Source organism: Bradyrhizobium ivorense (assembly GCF_900696085.1).
GTDB classification, from domain to species: domain Bacteria; phylum Pseudomonadota; class Alphaproteobacteria; order Rhizobiales; family Xanthobacteraceae; genus Bradyrhizobium; species Bradyrhizobium ivorense.
Genome location: NZ_CAADFC020000004.1, coordinates 1,218,433 through 1,242,500 on the forward strand (window position 1 = coordinate 1,218,433; position 24,068 = coordinate 1,242,500).

A 24,068-nucleotide genomic window follows, 5' to 3' on the forward strand; every position below is an offset into this window, starting at 1 on the left:
CGGCCCTTGCCAGAAGCTGTGCAAAAGCGGAGCTTGCCGCCCCAACAAATCCGTCAAGGAAACGTCATTCGATGATGTTCCGGGGCGGCAGGGGGAAACGTGACTGACACATTCGATTTCGTGGTGGTGGGCGCGGGCTCGGGCGGCTGCGCGGTGGCGGGGCGCTTGTCGGAGGATGCGGCGACCTCGGTGGCGCTGCTCGACGCCGGCGGCAAGAACGACAACTGGGTCGTCACCACGCCGGGCGCGCTGGTGCTGATGGTCGCCGGCACCGTCAACAACTGGGCCTTCAACACCGTGCCGCAGAAGGGGCTCAATGGCCGCATCGGCTATCAGCCGCGCGGCAAGGGGCTCGGCGGCTCCTCGGCGATCAACGCCATGGTCTATATCCGCGGCCATCGCGCCGATTACGACCACTGGGCCGCGCTCGGCAACACCGGCTGGGCGTTCACCGACGTGCTGCCCTATTTCAAACGCGCCGAGGACAATTCCGATTTCGACAGCGAGTATCACGGCAAGGGCGGTCCGCTCGCCGTCAACAAACTGCGCTCCGGCAATCCGATCCAGCAGACCTTTCTGCAGGCCGCGCAGGAAGCGCAGTTCCGCATCCGCGAGGATTTCAACGCCGAGGACCATGAGGGCCTCGGCATCTACCAGGTGACGCAGCGCAACGGCGAGCGCTGGAGCGCGGCGCGCGCCTATGTGCATCCGCATATGAAGCTGCGCGACAATCTCTGCGTCGAGACCGCCGCGCACGCGACGCGGATCCTGTTCGAAGGCAAGCGCGCCGTCGGCGTCGAATATCGCCAGGGCAAGGAGCTGAAGCAGATCCGCGCGCGGCGCGAGGTGATCCTCGCCGCCGGCGCCTTCCAGTCGCCGCAACTGCTGATGCTCTCGGGCGTCGGCAATGCGGCCGATCTCGGCAAGCACGGCATCGCTGGCGTGCACCATCTGCCCGGCGTCGGCCAGAATCTGCAGGATCATCCGGACTTCATCTTCGGCTACATGTCCGACAACCCGAACTTCGCCGGCATCTCGCTGAAGGGCACGCCGCGGCTCGTCCGCGCCATCCTGCAATATCGGCGCGAGCGCCGCGGTCCCCTCACCTCGAACTTCGCCGAATGCGGCGGCTTCCTGAAGACGCGGCCCGATCTCGACATCCCCGACATCCAGCTGCATTTCGGCATGGCGATGGTCGACGACCACGGCCGCAAGCGCCATGGCGGCACCGGCTTCTCCTGCCATGTCTGCCTGCTGCGGCCGAAGAGCCGCGGCACCGTCGCGCTCGCGAGCAATGATGCGATGCAGGCGCCGCTGATCGATCCAAACTTCCTCGGCGAGGATGACGATCTGGAGGCGATGGTCGCGGGCTACAAGATCACGCGGCGGCTGATGGAGACGCCCGCGCTGCGGGCGCTACAGAAGAAGGACGTGTTCACGTCACACGTGCGCACCGACGACGATATCCGCAACATCCTGCGCGAGCGGGTCGACACCGTCTATCATCCGGTCGGCACCTGCAGGATGGGGGTGAGCGATCCGCTCGCAGTGGTCGATCCGAAACTGCGCGTGCATGGGCTGGAGGCGCTGCGCGTGGTCGACGCCTCGATCATGCCGACCCTGATCGGCGGCAACACCAATGCGCCGACCATCATGATCGGCGAGAAGGCCGCGGATATGATCAAGGCCGAGACGCGGGCGGGGTAAGCGCTCCCGCCACGTCGTCATTGCGAGGAGCGAAGCGACGAAGCAATCCATGGCGCCGCAAGCGGAGGCATGGATTGCTTCGCGGAGCCTGTCATCGGGCGCGCGTTCGCGCGACCCGTTGGCTCGCAATGACGAGCATCGGTTGTTCAATGAGGATGATTTCTTTACCGGCATCGACTAGGCCGGACACGGTTCCTCGGAATTCCCTCCATGAATAGCTTCGACGCTGTCGTTTACCTCGGATTGCTGTTTGCGGTCGCGACCGGCTTCAACACCGGCCTGTTGCGCAGCGCGGTGACGATCCTGGCCTATCTCGTCGCAATGCCGCTGGCGGTTGCCGTGATGTCGATGGCGGGGCCGCATGTGGCGAGCCTGCCGTCGTCGCCGTTTCCGCAAAACGGCGTGTTGCTGTTCGGCCTGTTTCTGGTGATCGGCGTCGTGCTCGGCAAAATGGCGCGGACCATGCTCAACGACACCATCGGCTCGGAGATCGGGATCGGCGACCGGCTCGGCGGCGCGCTGCTCGGCGCTGTCAGGGTCGGGCTGGTCGTAACCACCCTCGTGCTGGTGTTCGATCAGCTGGTGCCGCTGGCCAATCAGCCGCAGTTCCTCAACGGATCGCAATTGCGGCCGCTGTTCTCGGCGGTCGGGCAAAGCGGCATCCGGTCATTGCCGCCGGAGGCCACCATGGCGATCGAGCGGCTGCGGCGCGAGCGGCACATCTAGCGCAGAGCCTCGCCGGCATCATTGCGGGCGGCGGAACTCCCCCTCGCAGGGGCGCGTCGTCAAACGCCGAAAAACAACCCCATGCAAAGTAGCCCGGCGGCTGCCGGCCCGGCGAGGCGCCTTGACACGTCGGGCAAGTCAGCGTTATTTTCCAAAATTCCGAAATCGCGGCCCCTGCCCCGGCTGTTCCTGCCCGGCATGCACTTATGCATTGCACGTCCCTTATCGGCGGCGCCGCGCTTGGCTACAATGCGACAATCGAACGTCAGAAACCACCCGACATCTCAGGGAGTGAACCGTGGATCTTGGAATCAAAGGCCGCCGGGCCATCGTCTGCGCATCGAGCAAGGGACTGGGCCGCGCCTGCGCCATCGCGCTCGCCGATGCGGGTGTGCATGTGACGCTGACCGCGCGCGGCGCCGAGGCGCTGAAGAAAACCGCCGACGAGATCCGCAAGGCGCATCCGTCCGTCACCGTCACCGAGATCGTCGGCGACATCACGACGCCGGCCGGACGCGAAGCGGTGCTGAAGGCCTGCCCCGATCCGGACATCCTGATCAACAATGCCGGCGGTCCGCCGCCCGGCGATTTCCGCAACTGGACCCGCGACGACTGGATCAAGGCGATCGACGCCAACATGCTGACGCCGATCGAACTGATCAAGGCCACCGTCGACGGCATGATGGCGCGCAAGTTCGGCCGCATCGTCAACATCACCTCGGCCGCGGTGAAGGCGCCGATCGAGATTTTGGGCCTGTCCAACGGCGCCCGCGCCGGCCTCACCGGCTTCGTCGCCGGCCTGTCGCGCAAGACCGTGATCAACAACGTCACCATCAACGGCCTGCTGCCGGGCCCGTTCGAAACTGACCGTCTGCTCGGCACCGGCAAGGCGGAAGCGGAAAAGCGCGGCATTCCGGTCGAGCAGGTGATGGCGGAGCGCGCCAAGCTGAACCCGGCCGGCCGCTTCGGCCATCCGGACGAGTTCGGCTACGCCTGCGCATTCCTGTGCGGCGCCAAGGCGGGCTTCATCACCGGGCAGAACATCCTGCTCGATGGCGGCGCGTTCCCGGGAACGCTGTGAGGGCAGTCTGGTACGAACGAACCGGCGCGGCGCCGACGGTGCTCACCGTCGGCGAGATGCCGACGCCCGAGGCGGGGCCGGGCGAGGTCCGCATCCGCCTCGAAGCGTCCGGCGTCAATCCAGCCGATATCGGCCGCCGCAGCGGCAACTATCGCGCGATGGAATTTCCGCGCGTGATTCCGAACAGCGACGGCGCCGGGATCATCGATCAGCTCGGCGACGGCGTGACGCGCTTTGCCGTCGGCGATCGGGTCTGGCTGTTCAACGGCCAGCGCAACGGCCGCGCCTTCGGCACTGCGGCCGAATATATCGCGCTCGCCGATGATCTGGTGACGCCGCTGCCGGACGAGGTGTCGTTCGCCGCCGGCGCCACGCTCGGCATTCCCTGCATGACGGCGTGGTGCGCGCTGTTCGCGGATGGTCCAGTCGCCGGACAGACCGTGCTCGTCACCGGCGGTGCCGGCGCTGTCGGCCACTACGCGGTGCAACTGGCGAAATGGGGCGGCGCGCGCGCCATCGCGACGGTGAGCTCGCAGGTCAAGGACGTCGAGGCGCGGCTGGCCGGCGCCGACATGGTGGTCAACTATCGGACCGAGGACGTTGTCGCCAAGGTGATGGACTTCACCGGGAACCGCGGCGTCGACCGCGTGGTCGACGTCGATTTCGGCGGCAACATCGCGACCACACTGAAGCTGATGGCGATGAACTCGACGATTGCGGTCTACGCCACCAACGGCAACCGCGCGCCTGTCGTGCCGATGCGCGAATTGATGGAGAAGTGCATCACGCTGCGTTCGCTGGTGCTGTTCGCGCTGCCGCCGCCGCTGCTCGCCGCGGCGCAGGCCGATATCAGCAAATGGCTGGCGGCGGGCACCCGCGTGCACAACATCGCCGGGCAGTTCGCGCTGGCCGAGACTGCCGAGGCCCATCTGGCCGTCGAGAAGGGTGACAAGATGGGCACGGTGATCGTCGACTGCGCGCGGTGATCGCTCGCCCTCTCCCCGCTCTTCCTTTCTTCAACCCTCTCCCCGTTCTCTTGTCCGCCGAAGCCCGCCTTCGGGCGAAGGCGGATGCGGGGAGAGGGTTGGGGTGAGGGGCTTCCATCCGGCGAGCAATTCGCGATTGTTGAACAGCGTGCCCTGCCCCTCACCCGGATCGCTGACGCGATCCGACCTCTCGCCGTAAAGGACGGGGAGAGGTCAAAAGGTCTTTCCTCTCCCTCTCCCCGCCCTTGCGGGGAGAGGGTTGGGGTGAGGGGCTTCCATCCGGCGAGCACTCCGCGATGTGTTGAGCAGCATGCCTTGCCCCTCACCCGGATCGCATTCCGCTACGCTGCATGCGATCCGACCTCTCCCCGTAAAGGACGGGGAGAGGTGAAGCGGCAGCGGCTCACGCTCGTCTACTGGATCGGCGTGGTGCGCTCGTCGCCCGGCTGCAGCCCGAATTCGTCGAGCCCTTCGGCGAGGAGATCGCCGAGCATCGGCTCGCCCAACAGATAGCTGGCGACGCGGCCGGTGCGGCCGCGCGCGGCCTCGCGGCGGAGATCAGCCCATTCCTCGATGGTGCCGTCGCCGCGGCCGAGCCTCATCAGCGCAACGAGATCGACCTGCTCGTCCTCGCTGAGCGCGTCAATGAAACCGGTGATCTCGCGCGCCACCGGATCCCTGCCATCGTCCTCCAGCACGTCGATCATGTCGTCATCGGCGCCGTTCGAGCCGGAATCGGGATCGACCAGCCCCTCCTTGACGTCGAATTCTCGCGCCTTCTCGATCAAGAAGCCGACCTTTTCAGCGGAGATCGTGAGTTCCGGCATTGCACACTCCTTCTGCCAACGACGCGGTAACGCGGGAGGCGCCGACTTGATCCATTGCGCTCGCGCGCAGAAACCCGCATGGTCCAGCAACAGAGCAACAAGAAACCGAGGACACGCCGCATGCGCTGGACCGTGGGCAAGGTCAGGATCACCAAAATCGTCGAGGTCGAGACGGTCGGCAGCACCCGCTTCATCCTGCCGCTCGCCGGGCGGGAAGAGACCCTCGCGCTGCCCTGGCTGATCCCGCATTTCGCCACTGACGAGGGCCGGCTGAAGATGTCGATCCATTCGCTGCTGGTGGAAACGCCGGAGCATCGCATCATCGTCGACACCGGGCTCGGCAACGACAAGCAGGGCCGCAACGTGCCGACCTGGAACGACCGCAAGGAGCCGTTCCTGGAGCGGTTGACCGCGGCGGGCTTTGCCCCCGACAGCATCGACACCGTGCTGTGCACGCATCTGCATGTCGACCATGTCGGCTGGAACACCAGGCTGGTCGAGGGCAAATGGCTGCCGACCTTCGCCAATGCGCGCTATGTGTTCGGCAAGACCGAATTCGATTACTGGCGCGATCACTCTGACGATCCCGCGCATGCCGCCGTGTTCGCCGACTCGGTGCAGCCGATCGCGGATGCCGGTAAGGCCGAGCTGGTGCCTGATGACATCAGGCTGACCGAGGAGATCACGCTGATCCCGACGCCCGGCCACAGCCCGGGGCACATGAGCGTCCATATCAGGTCGGGCGGCGAGCAAGCGCTGCTGACCGGCGATGCCGCCCATCATCCCTGCCAGATGTACCATCTCGACTGGTCGGCGACGGTGGACAGCGATCCGAAGCAATCGGCCGCCACCCGGCGCGCGCTGTTCTCGCGCTTCGCCGACACGCCGACGCTGGTGATCGGCGGACATTTCGGCGCCGGCCACATCAAGCGCGATGGCGACGCATTCCGGTTCGTCGCGCTGCCCTGATCGAGAAATGTAGCCCGGATGAGCGGAGCGACATCCGGGGGCGGAGGTCCCGCATATCGCTGCGCTCATGCGGGCTTGTATGAGGGTGTGATTGTCAAGAGGCGTGATCGATCAGGGCATGCTTTTGCCTCAGTCGTTGGTGTTGGGCGCGAAGCGCTCCTGATGGTTCTTCCGTCCCGATGGTTGGCGGTTGCGCCGGGTCGGAGCCGCGGTCAAGGCTGGCCGAAGGCCACCGCCGAAGGCGGCGCGAAGCGGCCTTGACGGCGGCGAGCCCGGCGCGAGGCTTTCTGCTCGGGACGTGTCGGTGCGCGTTGTGAGTGTGCCGGCGTGATTTCCAGAACTGGGCCGTGAAGCTTTATGCGGCAACCACCGCATCAACTTGTATCCGGTCGGGTGTGATGACCCCAACCCTAATCTTTCATTCACGTGTGAAGGTGAGGCCCAGAAGCGACGGGACCCATCTACAAAAGCGGAATCCGAAGACCCATACCCGCGTTCGGTCACACGTCTGTCCTGGATCGCGTCGGCCGTCATTGGCGCACCGGCGTTGGTTAGAGGCTCGGGCGCATCACGGCGCCACTCGGCACGAGGCCAGTCTCCAGATAGCGCCAAAGCGCCACCATCAGCTTGCGCGCCAGCGCCACGATGGCAATCTTGCGGATGCGACCCTTGATCTTGCCGACCCGCTCGCGGAACCAGCGGCTTAGTTCGCTGTCGGGCTGATGCCGCAGCCACAGCCAGGCGAGCTCGATCGCGAGCCTTCGCGCACGGTAGTTGCCAGCCTTGCTGATGCCCTGCTGGCGCCGGCTGTCGCCACTGTCATACGGGGTGTCGGTCAGTCCGACGCAGCTGCCGACCTGGCGTCGGTTCGTGAAGTTGCGATAGAACACCTCGTTGGCCAGACCTTGGGCGATGTGCTCCCCGATCGCCTTGAGCTGGGCGAGCTGAACGACCTTCGCCTCGACTGAGCCCTTCTCCGCCGCACGATGCGCCGCCAAGTTCGCCGCTTCGAGCGCCTTGATCTGCTTCTGCACCAAGAGCAGTCGCTCGTGCTCGCGGCAAATCTCGTCTTTCAAATGTGGCGGCAGCGTCCGGCCGTCGCCGGTGCGCATCTGCTCGAGATCCGACAAGAAGCCCGGCTTCAACGGCATGGCATCGCGGATGCCTTGAGCGTGCAGCAACCCGCTGATCCGGTTGGTGTGCATGGTGCGCTCCTTGCACAGCCGATCGCGTTCGCGCGTGCGCCGCTTGCGATCCTCGTCCTCAGGCGTGGGAACGCGAACAATACTGCAGACGCCCGGCTCGCCGCGCAGATGAGCCAGAAATGAACGCATCAGCTGCGCCAGATCGATCCGATCGGTCTTGGCCCGTCGCGCCCGTCGGTTTACCGCGATGCTTGCGGGATCGATCTCGTGATTGACGACCCCGTTATTGCTCAGCCAGCGATCAAGCCAATGACCTTCAAACCCAGCCTCATAGCAGGACAGGATGCAAACCGGCTTGCCCAGCTGCTCCGCCTTCGCTCGCGTCTTCGCCAGAATACTCGACAGCGCCGCCAGGTCCCCGCCCTCGATCTGGTAACGGCTCATCTTCTCGGCGCCGGGCGTCATCACGCCCAGCTTCCAGCTCGATTTGCTCAGTTCGAAAGCAACGTAAACCGTGGCATACTCGCTTCCGACAGGTGTGTCAGTGTGATCAGCTTGCATCGTTGATCCTCGGGGTGAGTTGGTGGTTGGAAACTCAGCTTACCTCCTGACCACCTGTCACCCCATAGGATCTACGCCACCTGCACGCTGCCCGGATCGGGCCGAAACAGCCTTGAAATATGGGCTGGCAGCAATGCAGCGCGCTTATGGCGGTTGAATTTCCCCGCCCGCTGTTCCATGAAGCGGGACGAGGTATGACCGATAAACAATCCTCAGGGACATCGTAGGGAGTGATCACATGAAGCTTGTTCGTTATGGCGAAAAGGGTGCGGAAAAGCCCGGTCTGATCGACAAATCCGGCCAGCTCCGCGACCTCTCGGCTCACATCAAGGACCTGACCGGCGATGCCTACGCGCCGGAATCGCTGAAGAAGCTCGCTGGCCTCGATGCTGCCTCCCTCCCCGCCGTCTCCGGCAAGCCGCGCTTCGGCGCCCCCGTCACCGGCATCTCCAAATTCGTCGCGATCGGCCTCAACTATTCGGATCATGCGAAAGAGACTGGCGCCGCGATCCCGACCGAACCGATCATCTTCATGAAGGCGTCGACCTCGCTGTGCGGCCCGAACGATGCGGTTGAGAAGCCGCGCGGCTCGACCAAGCTGGACTGGGAGGTCGAGATCGCCGCGATCATCGGCACCCGCGCCAAATACGTCTCGGAAGCCGACGCGCTGAACTACGTTGCCGGCTATTGCGTCTGCAACGACGTCTCGGAGCGTCACTTCCAGGCCGAGCGCCTCGGGCAGTGGACCAAGGGCAAGTCGCACGACACCTTCGGCCCGGTCGGCCCCTGGCTCGCCACCAAGGACGAGATCGCCGACGTGCAGAACCTGTCGATGTGGCTCGACGTCAATGGCCAGCGCCGCCAGACCGGCAACACCAAGACCATGATCTTCTCGATGGCGCAGTGCATCTCGTACCTTTCGCAGTTCATGACCTTGCTGCCCGGCGACATCGTCACGACAGGCACTCCGCCCGGCGTCGGGCTCGGCATGAAGCCGCCGCAGTTCCTCAACGTCGGCGACGTCGTGACGCTCGGCATCGAGGGCCTCGGCGAGCAGCGCCAGGAAATCATCGCGGCGTGAGGTGAGGCTCCGGCCCAACCACGTCATTGCGAGCGAAGCGAAGCAATCCATCACTCCACATACGCGGAAGCAATGGATTGCTTCGTCGCTTCGCTCCTCGCAATGACGGACTATTCCAACCGTATTGCTGAGGGCCCCCCAATGAAACTCACCTTCTCTCCCGCCTCTCCCTTCGCCCGCAAGGTGCGCATCGCCGCGATCGAGCTTGGCCTGATCGACAAGATCGAGCTGGTGCCGGCAACCGTCGCGCCGGGTCAGGCCAATGACGAATATTCCAAGATCACGCCGCTGAAGAAGCTGCCGGTGCTACTCCTCGACCATGGCGACGTCATTCTCGATTCCTACGTCATCGTCGAATATCTCAACGAGCTCGGCGGCGGCCGGTTGATCCCGGGCTACGGCCCGCGGCGCTGGAAGGTGAAGACCGACCACTCGCTGATCAACGGCATGCTCGATTCCATGCTGCTGTGCCGCTACGAGAAGATGGTGCGGCCGCAGGGCTCGATGTGGCAGGCCTGGCATGACGACCACTGGAACAGGGCATGGACCGGCATGGCGCGGTTCGAGGACCGGCCGGACGTGCTCGACGGACCGTTCGACATCGCGCAGATCGGCCTCGTTTGCGTGCTCGGCTATGCCGACTTCCGCTTCGCCGATTGCGGCTGGCGCAAGGTCTATCCGAAGCTCGACGCCTTCTATCGGAGGATGCTCGAGCGGCCGTCGGTGAAGATCTCGGCGCCGCCGGCGGCGTAACGACGGCGGGCGGAGGAGAAGACGATGCGCAATCGCTTCCCCCGCCTCCATCTTCTCGGCGCGAGCCTCGCGCTCGCGCTGACCATCTCTGCTGCAGATGTGCGGGGCGACAGCATGACGCTTGGACAGCGAAACCTCGCCTGCGGATCGCCCTCCTCGCTCGACGACGGCTGGGCGGTCGCGTCACCCGAGAGCGTCGGCATGGATGGTGCGCGGCTCTGTGGCATCGCCGAGCGGCTCGCGCTGCGCAGCAGTGCGGTCCATTCGATCGTGGTCGTGCGCCACGGCAGACTGGTGTTCGAGCAATATTTCCCGGGCATCGACCAGCCCTGGGGACAGCCGGAAGGCCGCATCGACTTCACTGCGACCACCAAGCACGACATGCGCTCGGCGTCAAAGAGCGTGACGTCGCTCCTGGTCGGGATCGCGATCGATCGCAAGCTGATCGCCGGCGTCGATGCATCAGTGGTGAAATTCTTCCCTGAATATCAATCGGTGAAATCAGCCGGATGGGATGCGATCACGCTGCGTCATCTGCTGACGATGTCCTCCGGCTTCAAATGGGATGAGACGCTGCCCTGGAGCGACCCGAACAATGACGAGCCGCATCTCGCGTTCGATGCCGACCCCATCGGCTACGTCCTCGCGAAGCCGATCGCAGCGCCGCCGGACGCGCTGTGGACCTATAGTGGCGGCGGCACGGATCTGCTCGGCAACATCGTCGAACGCGTCTCCGGCAAGCCGCTCGAGGCATTCGCGCGCGAAGTGCTGTTCGAGCCGCTCGGGATCACCGATCTCGAATGGAAGAGCTACAAGAACGGCAAGATCGCAGCGGCCGCCGGTCTGCGCTTGCGCCCGCGCGACGCCGCCAAGCTCGGCCAGCTCGTGCTCAATCGCGGGACGTGGAACGGGCGGCAGATCGTCTCCGAGGACTGGATCGCACAATCGATCGCGCCGCGGTTCCAGGCGGTCGGCTATTTCGGCGGCACGCTGTTCTACGGCTATCAATGGTGGGTCGGGCGCTCGCTGTCCGAGGGCAAGGAAGTGCGCTGGGTCGGCGCCTTCGGCTGGGGCGGCCAGCGCATCATCATCGTTCCCGATCTCGACCTTGTGATGATGACGACGGCAGCCCAGTACGGCCGACCCAAGGAAGGCCTTGCAGCGATGGATATCCTTGCCAACATCGTCATTGCCGCCGTGCGCGACGCGCATTGATTTCTCCGAGGACCAACCATGAGCCTGAAATTTTCAGTCGGCGACCTCACCATCCATCGCATCATCGAGCAGGAGACCACGTTCCTGCCCGCGCTCGACATGTTCCCCGGCCTGGCGCCGGACGCGCTCGCGGAGCACCGGACGTGGATGAAGCAAGCGGGCGCGCTCGACGACAGCGATACGCTGATCCTGGCGTTCCAGTCCTACATCGTGAAGACGCCGCACCACACCATCCTGATCGACAGCTGCATCGGTAACGACAAGCCGCGACCGAACCGGCCGAACTGGAACATGAAGACCGACGACACCTACATGCGCGGTCTTGCGGCGGCCGGCTTCTCGGTCGGCGACATCGACTATGTGATGTGCACGCATCTGCATGTCGATCATGTCGGCTGGAACACCCGGCTGGAGAACGGCCGCTGGGTGCCGACCTTTCCGAATGCGCGCTACGTGTTCGACAAGACCGAGTTCGACTACTGGACCGAGACCAACGGCAAGACGGAAGTGCCGCCGTTCCGCGACAGCGTGCTGCCGGTGGTCGAGGCCGGCAAGAGCGAGATCGTGCGCAACGATTTTGCTATCGGCGATCACGCGCGCATCCTGCCGACGCCCGGCCACACGCCGGGCCACGCCGCCTTCACCTTCGGCCGCGGCAAGGACGATGCGGTGTTTTCCGGCGACCTGATGCATTCGCCGATCCAGACGCTCTTTCCGGAGCTGTCGCCGAAGTTCGACGTCGACCAGGCGCAGGCGGCGAAGACGCGGCGCAGCTTCCTGGAGCGTTATTGCGGCACCGACACGCTGTGCTGCACCGCGCATTTCCCTTCGCCGTCGGCGGGCAGGATCAAGCGCAAGGGCAATGGCTTCGTGTGCGAGATGGCGTAGCTACTTGCTTCACCTCTCCCCGCTCTTTGCGGGGAGAGGTCGGATCGCATCGCCAGATGCGATCCGGGTGAGGGGCGAGGCACGCTGCTCAACACATCGCGAATTGCTCGCCGGATAGAGCCCCTCACCCCGACCCTCCCCGTGAAGAACGGGGAGAGGGAGTGGAGAGACCGCGCCCGCGTCAATCGAACAAACTCGGCGTGTGGTTCACCACCGCACCTTCGATCTCAAGCATCTTCAGCTTGGTCACCACGCCGCCATTGGCGGAGAAGCCGCCGGGCTTGTTGCCGGCCGCGAGCACGCGGTGGCAGGGCACGACGATCGGGCACGGATTGCGGCCGAGCGCCTGGCCGACGTCGCGCGACAGCTCGACACCGCCGAGCTGCTTGGCGATGTCGCCATAGGTGATGGTCTTGCCCGGCGGGATCTTGCGGGCGATGTCGTAGACGCTGCGGTTGAAGTCCGGCACGCCGTCGAGATCGAGCGCAATGTCGTTAAGGTCGTTCGGCTTGCCGGCGAGCAGCTCGATCATGCCGTCAATCGCGTGCCGCACCTCGGCCGGCGGGACCGCCTCGGTGACCTCGCCATTGCGCTGCAGGATCCGCTTGCGGGTCTTCTCCCCATTGCCCATCGGCAACTGGGTGCCGGTGATGCCGTGCTCGCCCCAGACGACGCCGCAGGCGCCGATCGCGGTGTCGAAGATTGCATAATGCTGGCCGGTCATGGCTCGCTCCAAAATTCCGTGGCTCACCTTGTTTGAGCATGATCTCCGCGCAAACGCTTCGCGTTTGTCGCGAGGGAAAACCGCTTCACACTTTTCCGGATCATGCTCCAGAGCCTGCTGTTGATCCGGAATCTAGGCTTGGAGAATGTTGCTATCCACCCGAATTCCGTGGGAACCTGGGTCAAATCAACAACATCTCCCGCCCGTCTGCGAGCCCCCGAAATGCATAGCCTCCACGTCAACGGTTTCGACATGCCCTATCTCGACATCGGTCAGGGGCCGCCGTTGGTTTGCGTCCACGGCTCGGTGTGCGACTTCCGGATCTGGTCCGCTGTGCTCGGCCCGCTGACGCGAAAGCATCGCGTGATCGCCGTCAGCTTGCGGCACTTCTTCCCGGCGCATTGGGACGGCATCGGCGACACCTATTCGATCGCCCAGCATGTCGACGACATGATCGCCTTCATCGAGCAATTCGACACCAGGCCGGTCGACCTGATGGGGCATTCGCGTGGCGGCCACATCGCGTTCCGCGTCGCCCAGCGCCGGCCGGACCTGCTGCGCAAGCTGATCCTCGCCGAGCCCGGCGGCGAGCTCGACGCGACGCTCGATCCGGATTACCAGCCCGGCCCCTCGCCGCTGGCGGCGCGCATTGCCGCCTCTGCCGATCTGATCGCCAAGGGCGACATCGACGGCGGCATGCAGCTGTTCATCGACGCGCTGGAGGGCCCCGGTGCCTGGAAGCGCCTGCCGGCCGCGCCGAAGCAGGCCCTGCTCGACAACGCCATCACGCTGGTCGGCCAGACCCGCGACAAGCGTCCGCCGTTCTCCAAAGCGGATGCCGAAGCGATCAAAACCCCGACGCTGTTCATCGGCGGCGCCAACACCAGGGGCGTGCTGCCGAAGGTGCTGCACGCACTCGCCAGCAACGTGAAGGGCGCGCGCGTCGAGATGATCCCGGGCACCACGCACCCGATGTTCGAGCAGGCCCCGCGCCGCTACTGCGAGATCGTGCTGGAGTTTCTCGCCGCGTAGGTGGTGCACCTCTCCCCTTGTGGGAGAGGTCGGATCGCATCGCCAGATGCGATCCGGGTGAGGGGTACAGGACCATCCACGTCCATCACTCGCGGTGAGAACCCCTCACCCGGCGCGATGTCGCTGCGCTCGATCGCGCCACCCTCTCCCACAAGGGGAGAGGGTGCAGCGTGCGTGCGGGTGAGAACCCTCACACCTTCCACGCGCCGACTGGCTGGCGCACCGCGACGTTGAGCCGGTTCCAGACGTTGATCGCCGCAATGCCCAGCACCAGCGAGGCAAGCTGCGGTTCGTTGTAATGCTTTGCGGCCTCGTCCCACACCGCGTCCGTCACCGGATCCTCGCGGTCGCTGAGCCGGGTCACCGCTTCGGTCAGCGCCAGCGCGGCACGCTCGGCGGCGGTGAAATAGGGCGCGTCACGCCAAGCGGCGACGGCGAACAGCCGCTCGTCGGTCTCGCCGGCGCGCCGGGCGAGCTTTGGGTGCATGTCGACACAGACGCTGCAGCCGTTGATCTGGCTGGCGCGCAGATGCACCAGTTCCAGCAGCTTTTCCGGCAACGCCTGCTTGGTGGTTTCGCTGAGCGCCTGCAGCGCCGTCATGGCGTCGGGAACAACCATCACCGGGTGTTTCATTCGGGCTTGCATCATCGATCTCCTGATCTTGCTCTTTGACGCAACCGCGCCGATCTGTTGTCACATCGGCCGGCTTTCGTTCGTCATGGCCATGACGGAGCGACCCGAGGGAATGTGACCGATGGACGAGAAAAAGTTTCTGGCCGAGCAGTTCGAGGCCAACCGGCCGCGCCTGCGGGCGGTGGCCTATCGCATGCTGGGCTCGACCGCCGAGGTCGACGACGCCGTGCAGGAGACCTGGCTGCGGCTGAGCCGCACTGAAGCCGCCGCGGTCGACAATCTCGGCGGCTGGCTGACCACGGTGATCGCCCGCATCTGCCTCGACATGCTGCGCTCGCGCAAGTCGCGCCGCGAGGAGCCGATGAGCCCTGATGTGCCCGAGCCGGTTGCCGAGAATCCGTCCGAGCGCGAGACCGAGATGGCAGACTCGGTCGGTGCCGCGCTATTGGTGGTGCTGGAAACATTGGCGCCGGCCGAGCGGCTGGCGTTCGTGCTGCACGACATGTTCGCGGTGCCGTTCGAGGAGATCGCGCCGATCGTCGGACGCACGCCGGCCGCTGCGCGGCAGCTTGCGAGCCGGGCGCGGCGCCGCGTGCAAGGGGCGCCGCCGGCGCCGGATGCCGATTTCGACCGCCGGCGCGGAATCGTCGAGGCGTTCCTGGCGGCATCGCGCAACGGCGATTTCGAGGGGCTGCTCGCCGTGCTCGCGCCGGACGCGGTGGTGCGCGCGGACGAAGCCGCGCAGCGGCTCGGCTCGCTGCCGGAAATTCGCGGCGCCGCGGCGATCGCGGAAGCCTTCAAGGGCCGCGCGCAGGCGGCGCAACCCGCGCTGGTCGACGGCGAACTGGGCGTTGCCGTCATCTTCGGCGGCCGGTTGCGCATCGTGCTGCGCGTCACCACCGAAGGCGACCGGATCGCTGCGATCGACGCGATCGCCAATGCCTCTGACATCGAGACGCTCGATGTCGAAGTGCTCGATGCGGCTGGAGGCGCGTAGGGCGCGATGCTAGTGTCTTTCCCGCGCATATTCCGGGGAGGACACACCATGAAATATTCCGTCAGACGGCTCGCGTCGGTCAGCCTGTTTTCGCTCGCCGTCGCCTCGTCCTCCGCCTTTGCCGCGGCGGATGAAAAGCTGCGCGCCGCCGCCGAGCAGGCCCAGCCGGCGGTGATCGAGAGCCTGCGCGACATGGTGATGATCGAATCCGGCTCCAGCGACATCGAGGGCCTGAAGAAGATGGCCGACTACACCGAGGCACGGCTGAAGGCGCTCGGCGCCAAGACCGAGCGGCGCAAGACCACGCGCGGCGCCGGCGCCGACATGGTGATCGGCACCTTCGAAGGCACCGGCACCAGGAAGCTGATGCTGATCGCGCATATGGACACCGTCTACGAGCACGGCATTCTGGCCTCGCAGCCCTACAAGGTCGACGGCAACCGAATCTACGGGCCCGGCATCGCCGACGACAAGGGCGGCATCGCGATGATCCTGCATGCGCTGAAGATCCTGAACGACGCCGGCTGGCGCGACTACGCCAAGCTGACCGTGTCGTTCAATCCGGATGAAGAGGTCGGCTCGATCGGCTCCGGCGAGATCATCGCCGAGCTCGCCGATCAGCACGATGTGGTGCTGTCCTGCGAGCCGACGGTGGCGCCGCCGGTCGCCAAGAACGAGAGCCTGCTGCTCGGCGCGAGCGGCACCGCGACCGGCACCATGGACGTGAAGGGCAAGGCCTCGCATGCCGGCGCCGCGCCGCAGCTCGGCCGCAACGCGCTGCTCGAGCTCGCGCATCAATTGCTCCAGACCCAGGACGTCGCGAAATCGATCCCGGGCACGCAGCTGAACTGGACCACTGCGAAGGCCGGCACCGTGCGCAACCAGATCCCCGACATGGCGACCGCCGGCGCCGACATCCGTCTCACCATTCCCGACGGCGTGCAGAAGCTGCAGGCCGCGCTCGACGAGAAGATCAAGAACAAACTGATCCCGGACACCGAGGTGACGGTGAAGGTGGTGGCGGGCCGTCCGCCCTTCGTGGCCAGTGATCGCGGCCGCGCGCTCGCCAAGGACGGGCAGGCGATCTACCGCGAGCTCGATCGCACCCTCGACATCGCCGAGATGACCGGCGGCGCCACCGACGCCGGCTATGCCGGCCGCAGCGGCAAGGCGATCGTGGTCGAAAGCTTTGGCCTCGCCGGCTGGGGCTATCACGCCCGCGACGAATACATCGACACCAACTCGATCGTGCCGCGGCTCTATCTGATGACGCGGATGCTGATGGATCTTGGCAAGCAGAAGTAGCCGCGCGTACTTCTCAATGTGCGGGCGCCGATGCTGCCGAGATCGACGTCTGGCACCGGCACCCGGGGCCACCCCTCTCCCCAGCCCTCCCCGCAAGGGGGGAGGGAGCCCATCTGCATGAGTGTCCCTTACGAGCTCAAACTGTTCGGACGGTTTGCTCGGGACTCGCGTGAGGTGAGCACGCCGTTCAGGCTCCCTCCGCCCTTGCAGGTTGGCGAGAGCGGTGCCGCTTGCTCCGCTCGCATTGATGTCTTGACCGCGGCTGAGGTCATGTCGGGCGTGCCGCAGCTAAAATATCCAGTATTTTCAAACAATTAAGTCACCCGCCAACCGGCCTTGACGGCTCGTCGCGAGGGCAGTAGCTTCCATATCCGAACACGGAATTCCGTATTCCAAATTGGATGGCGCCGGCATGATCCCGTTGGACCCGCTTCCGAACCTGATCGACCAGGTCTATGGGCGGCTGCTCGAGGCGATCATCGACCGCACGCTGCCGCCGGGCCAGCGCATCACCCAGAACGAACTCGCGGAAAAACTCGGCGTCTCGCGGCAGCCGGTGTCGCACGCGCTGCATTTGCTGCATCGGCAGGGCCTCGTCGCCGAAAGCGGCCGACGCGGCTTCGAGGTGACGCAGCTCGATCCGCGGCGCATCCGCGAGCTCTATGAGGTGCGCGGCGCGATCGATGCGCTGGCGGCGCGGCTGGCGGCCGGGCGCGTGCAGGAGGACTCCGCGGGACGCGCGGCGCTCGAGGCCGCGCTCGACGCCGGCCGTGGCATCGATGGCCGCACGCCGCTGGCGCGCCTGATTGCACTCGACGTCGACTTCCACAGCGCGATCTATCGCCTCGCCGGCAATTCCGCGATCGAGGAGATGATCGCGCCGCAATGGCCGCACATGCGCCGCTCGATGGCGACCGTGCTCGCCGAGCTCGACTATCGCGGCAGCGCCTGGACCGAACACGAGAGCATCGCCGCGCATATTTTTGCGGGCAATGCATCGGCTGCGGAGGCCGCTGCACTGGCGCATGCGCAGACCGCGGGACGGATGACCGAGGAGAAATTGAGGGCCGTCGACGTGGCGGCGTAGTTGCGTCGTTCCGGGATGGTCCGAAGGACCAGACCCGGAACCTCGAGATTCCGGGTTCGCTGCGCGCCCCGGAATGACGGAGACAACAACAAACAACAGGAGGAAAGCACCATGAAACTGACCCCGGAGCAGGTTGAATTTTTCCATCGCGAAGGCTGGCTGTTCCTGCCCGAGCTGTTCAGTCAGGAAGAGGTCGATTTCCTCGCCCGCGAGGCGGTCGCGATCTACGACGCGGACCGTCCCGAGGTGTGGCGCGAGAAGAGCGGCGCGCCGCGCACGGCGTTTGCCGCGCATCTCTACAACGAGGCGTTCGGCGTCCTCGGCGCCCATCCGCGCATGATCGACCCGATCGAACAGCTGTTCGGCGAGAAGGTCTACATGCATCAGTTCAAGATCAATGCGAAGGCGGCGTTCACCGGCGACGTCTGGCAGTGGCACCAGGATTACGGCACCTGGAAGCGCGACGACGGCATGCCGGAGCCGCGCGCGATGAACATCGCGATCTTCCTCGACGAGGTGATGCCGATCAACGGCCCGCTGATGCTGGTGCCGCAGAGCCAGACCGCCGGCGACCTCAAGGCCTCGCACGACCTCGAAACCACCTCCTACCCGCTCTGGACACTCGACGAAGAGACGGTGACGCGCCTCGTCAAGCAGGGCGGCATCGTCGCGCCGACCGGCAAGCCCGGCGGCATGCTGATGTTCCACGGCAATCTGGTGCACGGCTCGAGCGGCAACATCACGCCCTACCCGCGCAAGATCGTCTATCTGACCCTGAACGCGGTCTCGAACTACATCCGCACCCCGACCCGGCCGGACTACATCGCGCACCGCGACTTCACGCCGATCCAGACGGTCGCCGACGATGCGCTGCTGCGGCTCGCCCGTGCGCCGCGCCAGGCGGCGGAGTAGTCACTTCTGTCATTCCGGGGCGCGCGTAGCGCGAGCCCGGAATCTCGCGGTTCCGGGTTCGGTCCTGCGGACCGCCCGGAACGACTCCCGATTGGAAATCATCATGAACCTGCATCACCTCCTGCAAACCCGCGCGGCCGCCGGCAAGCCGGTCCACGTCGCGCTGATCGGCGCCGGAAAATTCGGCTCGATGTTCCTGTCGCAGGTGCCGCACACGCCGGGCCTCGAGGTGAGCGTCATCGTCGACCTCGACCGCGATCGCGCGCGCGAGGCCTGCCGCACGGTCGGCTGGGACGACGAACGGATCAAGGCGACCGCGTTCACCGACGACGGCGCGCGCGCCATTGCCGGCGGCGCCTTCGATGTGGTGGTGGAAGCGACCGGCAATCCCGCGGTCGGCATCCGCCATGCGCGCGCGGCTATTGCGGCCGGCAAGCATGTGGTGATGGTCAATGTCGAGGCCGATGTGCTGGCCGGTCCGCTGCTCGCCGAAGAGGCGCGCAAGGCCGGCGTGGTCTATTCGCTCGCCTATGGCGACCAGCCGGCGTTGACGGCGGAGATGGTCGACTGGGCGCGCGCGACCGGCTTTCGCGTCGTCGCCGCCGGCAAGGGCACGAAATATCTTCCGGCCTATCACGACGTGACGCCGGAGGGCGTCTGGCAGCATTACGGGCTCACCGCCGGCGAAGCGCAGTCCGCCGGCATGAATCCGCAGATGTTCAACTCCTTCCTCGACGGCACCAAATCCGCGATCGAGATGGCGGCGATTGCCAACGCCTGCACGCTCGATGTGCCCTCGGAGGGTCTGTTGTTTCCGCCCTGCGGCGTCGACGACCTGCCGCATGTGATGCGGCCGCGCGAAAAAGGCGGCGTGCTGGAAAAATCCGGCATCGTCGAGGTGGTGTCCTCGCTGGAGCGCGACGGCCGGCCGGTGTTTCGCGATCTGCGCTGGGGCGTCTATGTGGTGCTGGAGGCGCCGAACGACTATGCCGCCGACTGCTTCAGGCAATACGGCCTCAAGACCGATTCGTCCGGCCGCTATGCGGCGATGTACAAGCCCTATCATCTGATCGGGCTCGAACTGAACATCTCGATCCTGTCGGCGGCGCTGCGCAACGAACCAACCGGCCAGCCGCGCGGCTTTCGCGGCGACGTCGCAGCGGTGGCAAAACGCAATCTGCGCGCCGGCGAGATGCTCGACGGCGAAGGCGGCTACACGGTGTGGGGCAAGTTGATGCCGGCCACCGCCAGCCTCGCCGCCGGCGCACTCCCGATCGGCCTCGCGCATCGCGTCAAGCTGAAGAATGACATCGCCCACGGCGCGGTGGTGCGCTGGAGCGACGTCGAGGTCGATGAGAGCAACGACACGATCAAGACAAGGAAGGCGATGGAGGCGGCGTTTTCGCGGTAACGCTCTCGCGTTGCCGGCTCTTTTCACCTCTCCCCGCCCTTTGCGGGGAGAGGTCGGATCGCATCGCAAGATGCGATCCGGGTGAGGGGCAAGGCACACTGCCCAACAAATCGAAAACTACTCGCCGGATGGAAGCCCCTCACCCCAACCCTCTCCCCGCGAAGAGCGGGGAGAGGGAGAAGAAAGACCTTTCACCTCTCCCCGCTCTTTGCGGGGAGAGGTCAGATCGCGTCAGCGATCCGGGTGAGGGGCGAGGCACGCTGCTCGACAATCGGCAAATGCTCGCCGGATAGAAGCCCCTCACCCCGCCCTCTCCCCGTGAAGAACGGGGAGAGGGAGACGAGAGAGCTTTTCACCTCTCCCCGCTCTTTGCGGGGAGAGGTCGGAGCGCGTCAGCGATCCGGGTGAGGGGCGAGGCACGCTGCTCAACAAATCGCGAACTGCTCGCCGGAGGGAAGCCCCTCACCCCAACCCTCTCCCCGCGAAGAGCGGGGAGAGGGAGAGGAAAGACCTTTTCACCTCTCCCCGCTCTTTGCGGGGAGAGGTCGGATCGCGTCAGCGATCCGGGTGAGGGGCGAGGCACGCTGCTCGACAATCGGCAAATGCTCGCCGGATAGAAGCCCCTCACCCCGCCCTCTCCCCGTGAAGAACGGGGAGAGGGAGACGAGAGAGCTTTTCTCCTCTCCCCGCTCTTTGCGGGGAGAGGTCGGATCGCGTCAGCGATCCGGGTGAGGGGCGAGGCGCACTGCTCAACAAATCGCAAACTGCTCGCCGGAGGGAAGCCCCTCACCCCAACCCTCTCCCCGTGAAGAACGGGGAGAGGGAGAGGAAAGACCTTTTCACCTCTCCCCGCTCTTTGCGGGGAGAGGTCGGAGCGCATCGCAGATGCGATCCGGGTGAGGGGCGAGGCACGCTGCTCGACAATCGGCAAAATGCTCGCCGGATGGAGGCCCCTCACCCCGCCCTCTCCCCGTGAAGAACGGGGAGAGGGGGAGGAAAGACCTTTTCACCTCTCCCCGCTCTTTGCGGGGAGAGGTCGGAGCGCATCGCAGATGCGATCCGGGTGAGGGGCGAGGCACGCTGCTCGACAATCGGCAAACTGCTCGCCGGATGGAGGCCCCTCACCCCGCCCTCTCCCCGTGAAGAACGGGGAGAGGGAGACGAGAGAGCGAGCGTTCCAATCGCTACGGCAGCAGCCGCCTTGCCTTCGCCAGCTTGAACCATTTGCGGAACATCGCTTCGGTATCCATCATCTCGGTAAAGCCGGCCTGGTTGATCTTGACCGTCGAGACGATCGAGGGCGGCCCGGACTCGGTCTGGCCGTAGCGCATGCTGTAGTCGGCGTACTGGAACGACAGGCCGACGAACTCTTCGAGGCCGGGCGCGATCAGATTGTGCTTCTTGCGCAGCTCGTCCCACGGCGCGATCCACTTTGGATACTCCTGCGCCAGCGACAGCGGCACGTGCTGCCCCGGCTTCATCTCCAGCGCGTCCGCGATCGCCGGCCAGATGTTTTCCCAGGTGAAGACGTCGCCATTGGTGACGTTGAAGACTTCGTTGCGCGCGGCCGCGGCCTCGCCGGACCAGGCGATCGCGCGCGCCAACAGGTCGACGTCGACCGCCTGCGCGACGCGGGCGGCGCCGCCGGGATAATCGAGCGGCCGGCCCTGCTCGCGCAGCATTGCTGCATAGACACCGAGCGGCGGGATCAGGTCCATCGCGCCGCCCATCGCTTCGCCGATGATCAGCACCGGGCGCAGAATGCTCCAGTGCCAGGACTTGCCCTGCTGCAGGGCACGCAGAAAATTCTCCTGCGCCCAGTAAAAGTTCGGCTGCTCGTACATTTCCGAGCGGCCCTCGCGCGCCGGCACCGTGAGCGGCCGGACGTGCACCCCGTAGGCCTTGGTGCCCTGCAGCAAGGCGACGTGCTTCAGCTCCGGCGCGACCGGCTCGAGCGCGCCCATCAGATTGCGCAGCATCAGATCGTTGGTTTCGATCTGCCGCGCGTCGCGCCAGCCGTCGACCAGGTTCGGCGCTTCATAGAGCGCCGCATAGACCAGATGGGTGGCGCCGCGGAGCTCGGCCACCACACGGCGGCAATCCTCGGCGCTGGTGAGGTCGATCGGCACGTGGCGCGCGCCGTAGAGATCGCGCGGCTTGCGCCGCGACAGCGCGATCCGTTCGCTACTTTCGTCTAGGCCGAAGTGTCGCAGAGCGGCACTGCCGACGAGGCCGGTTGCCCCGGCAACCACGACTTTCTTGTTGGCCATGTCCTTGAGCTCCCATCATGCTGGCCTGCCCTGTTGGCAGATCGTCGCGGTCCGCCCGCCTTGGTCGTAACCTTGGCTGCCGCGCGGGCCGTAGTCTACCGGTGCCGGCATTCATTCGCGTCTACGGCGAACGCAGCGCTTGATTTCCTTCGGCAAACCGTCATCCTGCCCGCGGAACCGGACAACTCGGAATTCCGCCAACAAGAGCCCATCGAGGGCCACCGGAGACGTTCACATATCAACGTCGATTCATCGGCGAAGAAAGACGACATCAAGATCGTTCCCTTGTCGAAGCATCGGCAACATTGGAGGGAATCGCATGAAGCGTCGTGAATTCTTGAAGGTAGGCGGCGTCGGCCTGGCCGCGAGTGCAGTGGCCGCGCCCGCAGTCGCACAGTCGATGCCGGAAGTGAGATGGCGGCTGGCGGCAAGCTGGCCGAAAGCGCTCGATACGCTGTATGGCGGCTGCGAGTTTTTCTGCAAGCGCGTCGCCGAGATCACCGACAACCGGTTCCAGATCCAGCCCTTCGCCGCCGGCGAGATCGTCCCCGGCCTGCAGGTGCTCGACGCCGTCTCCAACGGCACGGTCGAGATCGGCAACACCGCGCTCTACTACTACTGGGGCAAGAACCCTGCATTCACCTTCGGCACGTCGCTGCCGTTCGGACTCAACACGCGCCAGCATATTTCCTGGCTGCAATGGGGCGGCGGCACCGACCTGCTCAACGATCTGCTCAAGGAATACAAATGCATCGGCATTCCGACCGGCTCGACCGGCGCCCAGATGGGCGGCTGGTTCCGGAAGGAGATCAAGTCGATGGCGGATTTCCAGGGCCTGAAATTCCGCGTCGGCGGCTTCGCCGGCACCATCATCTCCAAGGTCGGCGGCGTGCCGCAGCAGATCGCGGGCGGCGACATCTATCCGGCGCTGGAAAAAGGCACCATCGACGCCGCCGAGTGGGTCGGGCCGTATGACGACGAGAAGCTCGGCTTCGTGAAGGTCGCCAAGTTCTACTACTACCCGGGCTGGTGGGAAGGCACCGGCCAGGGCCACAATGTGGTGAACATGGACAAGTGGAGCGCGCTGCCAAAACACTATCAGGCGGCGATCCAGGCGGCGTCCGAGGACACCTTCACCTGGGTGACCGGCAAATACGACGCGGTCAATCCGCCGGCGCTGAAGCGATTGATCGTCGCCGGCGCGCAGCTGCGGCCGTTCCCGCAGGAAGTGCTGGAGGCCTGCTACAACGCCGCCAACGAGATCTACGCCGATCTCTCCAAGAGCAACCCGCATTTCGGCAAGATGTATTCCAGCCTGTCGGCCTATCGCAACGAATCGCTGGCCTGGATGCAGGTCGCCGAGCTCTCGTTCGACACCTTCATGATGCGGATGCGGACGCGGACCTGAGCCGCAACGCGACATCAGACGCAAAAAGGCCCCGGAGAAATTTCTCCGGGGCTATTTGTTCGAGCGAACATAGCCGCATCAGTTTCGGTGCGCTCCCTCTCCCCGTTCTTACGGGGAGAGGGTTGGGGTGAGGGGCCGCTTCCGCATACATTGCGATAGTTGGATTCGCGGTGGCTCCCCCTCACCCGCATCGCATCTTCGATGCGATGCGACCTCTCCCCGCACGCGGGGCGAGGTGAAGCGATCAGTTCTCGTCGCTGCCGCCGAATTCTTCCATCAGCTTGTCATAGCTCTTGGTGACGAGGTCGATATTGCCCTTGTTCTCGACCGCGGGCGGCGGCGACTTCAG

At 65.4% G+C, this 24,068-nt stretch carries 23 protein-coding genes (1 of these 23 running past the window's edge); 17 read left to right on the forward strand and 6 right to left on the reverse strand.

Going from position 1 to position 24,068, the window contains the following annotated elements; all coding sequences use genetic code 11:
* Window positions 1-99 precede the first annotated feature (99 nt).
* From CI41S_RS06485 to CI41S_RS06500, 5 genes are all read left to right on the forward strand, one after another.
* Window positions 100-1,707, forward strand: a complete 1,608-nt coding sequence (locus tag CI41S_RS06485; protein ID WP_139857886.1) for a GMC family oxidoreductase — start codon at window positions 100-102, stop codon at window positions 1,705-1,707.
* Window positions 1,708-1,756: 49 nt separating this feature from the next.
* Window positions 1,757-1,888, forward strand: coding sequence for a hypothetical protein (locus CI41S_RS44930; RefSeq protein WP_283813063.1), 132 nt, complete (start codon window positions 1,757-1,759; stop codon window positions 1,886-1,888).
* 29 nt (window positions 1,889-1,917) lie between these two features.
* Window positions 1,918-2,433 carry a CvpA family protein gene (locus CI41S_RS06490; protein WP_139857887.1) on the forward strand — a complete coding sequence of 172 codons (516 nt, stop codon included), beginning with the start codon at window positions 1,918-1,920 and terminating at the stop codon, window positions 2,431-2,433.
* Between the two features lie 298 nt (window positions 2,434-2,731).
* Window positions 2,732-3,514 carry an SDR family oxidoreductase gene (locus CI41S_RS06495; protein WP_139857888.1) on the forward strand — a complete coding sequence of 261 codons (783 nt, stop codon included), beginning with the start codon at window positions 2,732-2,734 and terminating at the stop codon, window positions 3,512-3,514.
* Window positions 3,511-4,500 carry an NADPH:quinone reductase gene (locus CI41S_RS06500; RefSeq protein WP_139857889.1) on the forward strand — a complete coding sequence of 330 codons (990 nt, stop codon included), beginning with the start codon at window positions 3,511-3,513 and terminating at the stop codon, window positions 4,498-4,500. Before CI41S_RS06495 ends, CI41S_RS06500 begins: the two co-directional genes overlap by 4 nt.
* A gap of 413 nt (window positions 4,501-4,913) precedes the next feature.
* Here the strand turns inward: CI41S_RS06500 and CI41S_RS06505 are convergent, their stop codons facing one another.
* Complete coding sequence (locus CI41S_RS06505; protein WP_139857890.1) at window positions 4,914-5,327, reverse strand: DUF3775 domain-containing protein; 414 nt, start codon at window positions 5,325-5,327, stop codon at window positions 4,914-4,916.
* A gap of 120 nt (window positions 5,328-5,447) precedes the next feature.
* Here CI41S_RS06505 and CI41S_RS06510 point away from each other — a divergent pair, with 120 nt between their 5' ends.
* Window positions 5,448-6,296: an MBL fold metallo-hydrolase gene (locus CI41S_RS06510; RefSeq protein ID WP_139857891.1), complete on the forward strand. Its 849-nt coding sequence runs from the start codon at window positions 5,448-5,450 to the stop codon at window positions 6,294-6,296.
* Window positions 6,297-6,847: 551 nt separating this feature from the next.
* Here CI41S_RS06510 and CI41S_RS06515 read toward each other — a convergent pair.
* A complete protein-coding gene (locus CI41S_RS06515; RefSeq protein WP_139480831.1) occupies window positions 6,848-8,002 on the reverse strand; it encodes an IS110 family RNA-guided transposase in 1,155 nt (384 codons plus the stop codon).
* A gap of 238 nt (window positions 8,003-8,240) precedes the next feature.
* On the opposite strand from CI41S_RS06515, the gene CI41S_RS06520 reads away from it, so the two are divergent.
* The 4 genes from CI41S_RS06520 (at window position 8,241) to CI41S_RS06535 (ending at window position 11,939) form a co-directional block, all read left to right on the forward strand.
* Window positions 8,241-9,083, forward strand: a complete 843-nt coding sequence (locus CI41S_RS06520) for a fumarylacetoacetate hydrolase family protein (RefSeq protein ID WP_139486705.1) — start codon at window positions 8,241-8,243, stop codon at window positions 9,081-9,083.
* 141 nt (window positions 9,084-9,224) lie between these two features.
* Window positions 9,225-9,836, forward strand: a complete 612-nt coding sequence (locus tag CI41S_RS06525; RefSeq protein ID WP_139486706.1) for a glutathione S-transferase family protein — start codon at window positions 9,225-9,227, stop codon at window positions 9,834-9,836.
* 24 nt (window positions 9,837-9,860) lie between these two features.
* Window positions 9,861-11,051, forward strand: a complete 1,191-nt coding sequence (locus CI41S_RS06530) for a serine hydrolase domain-containing protein (RefSeq protein ID WP_139857892.1) — start codon at window positions 9,861-9,863, stop codon at window positions 11,049-11,051.
* Between the two features lie 18 nt (window positions 11,052-11,069).
* The gene (locus CI41S_RS06535) at window positions 11,070-11,939 is read left to right on the forward strand and encodes an MBL fold metallo-hydrolase (RefSeq protein WP_139857893.1); all 870 of its coding nucleotides are present in this window, start codon (window positions 11,070-11,072) and stop codon (window positions 11,937-11,939) included.
* A gap of 181 nt (window positions 11,940-12,120) precedes the next feature.
* Here CI41S_RS06535 and CI41S_RS06540 read toward each other — a convergent pair whose 3' ends face one another.
* Window positions 12,121-12,663 (reverse strand): methylated-DNA--[protein]-cysteine S-methyltransferase, encoded by a 543-nt coding sequence (locus CI41S_RS06540; protein ID WP_139857894.1) that lies wholly within the window; start codon window positions 12,661-12,663, stop codon window positions 12,121-12,123.
* A gap of 222 nt (window positions 12,664-12,885) precedes the next feature.
* Between CI41S_RS06540 and CI41S_RS06545 the strand changes: the two genes are divergently transcribed.
* Entirely contained in the window at window positions 12,886-13,695 is an 810-nt protein-coding gene (locus CI41S_RS06545) for an alpha/beta fold hydrolase (RefSeq protein WP_139857895.1), read from the forward strand.
* A gap of 190 nt (window positions 13,696-13,885) precedes the next feature.
* Here CI41S_RS06545 and CI41S_RS06550 read toward each other — a convergent pair whose 3' ends face one another.
* A complete protein-coding gene (locus CI41S_RS06550) occupies window positions 13,886-14,341 on the reverse strand; it encodes a carboxymuconolactone decarboxylase family protein (protein ID WP_139857896.1) in 456 nt (151 codons plus the stop codon).
* A gap of 109 nt (window positions 14,342-14,450) precedes the next feature.
* On the opposite strand from CI41S_RS06550, the gene CI41S_RS06555 reads away from it, so the two are divergent.
* From CI41S_RS06555 to CI41S_RS06575, 5 genes are all read left to right on the forward strand, one after another.
* The gene (locus CI41S_RS06555; protein WP_139857897.1) at window positions 14,451-15,326 is read left to right on the forward strand and encodes a sigma-70 family RNA polymerase sigma factor; all 876 of its coding nucleotides are present in this window, start codon (window positions 14,451-14,453) and stop codon (window positions 15,324-15,326) included.
* 48 nt (window positions 15,327-15,374) lie between these two features.
* Window positions 15,375-16,631: a M20/M25/M40 family metallo-hydrolase gene (locus CI41S_RS06560; protein WP_139857898.1), complete on the forward strand. Its 1,257-nt coding sequence runs from the start codon at window positions 15,375-15,377 to the stop codon at window positions 16,629-16,631.
* 412 nt (window positions 16,632-17,043) lie between these two features.
* Window positions 17,044-17,718, forward strand: a complete 675-nt coding sequence (locus CI41S_RS06565) for a GntR family transcriptional regulator (protein WP_139486713.1) — start codon at window positions 17,044-17,046, stop codon at window positions 17,716-17,718.
* A 111-nt stretch (window positions 17,719-17,829) separates the two neighbouring features.
* Entirely contained in the window at window positions 17,830-18,630 is an 801-nt protein-coding gene (locus tag CI41S_RS06570) for a phytanoyl-CoA dioxygenase family protein (RefSeq protein WP_139486714.1), read from the forward strand.
* 103 nt (window positions 18,631-18,733) lie between these two features.
* Window positions 18,734-20,041, forward strand: a complete 1,308-nt coding sequence (locus CI41S_RS06575) for an NAD(P)H-dependent oxidoreductase (protein ID WP_139857899.1) — start codon at window positions 18,734-18,736, stop codon at window positions 20,039-20,041.
* A gap of 1,184 nt (window positions 20,042-21,225) precedes the next feature.
* Here the strand turns inward: CI41S_RS06575 and CI41S_RS06580 are convergent.
* On the reverse strand, window positions 21,226-22,311 hold the full coding sequence (locus CI41S_RS06580) for an SDR family oxidoreductase (RefSeq protein WP_139857900.1): 1,086 nt from the start codon (window positions 22,309-22,311) through the stop codon (window positions 21,226-21,228).
* 319 nt (window positions 22,312-22,630) lie between these two features.
* Here CI41S_RS06580 and CI41S_RS06585 point away from each other — a divergent pair, with 319 nt between their 5' ends.
* Window positions 22,631-23,719, forward strand: a complete 1,089-nt coding sequence (locus CI41S_RS06585) for a TRAP transporter substrate-binding protein (RefSeq protein ID WP_139486717.1) — start codon at window positions 22,631-22,633, stop codon at window positions 23,717-23,719.
* 244 nt (window positions 23,720-23,963) lie between these two features.
* Here CI41S_RS06585 and CI41S_RS06590 read toward each other — a convergent pair whose 3' ends face one another.
* Window positions 23,964-24,068, reverse strand: partial view of a hypothetical protein gene (locus CI41S_RS06590; protein WP_172627932.1) — the end only. It continues 513 nt past the right edge of the window; only the last 105 of its 618 coding nucleotides appear in the window; its start codon lies off the right edge, out of view; it ends in the stop codon at window positions 23,964-23,966.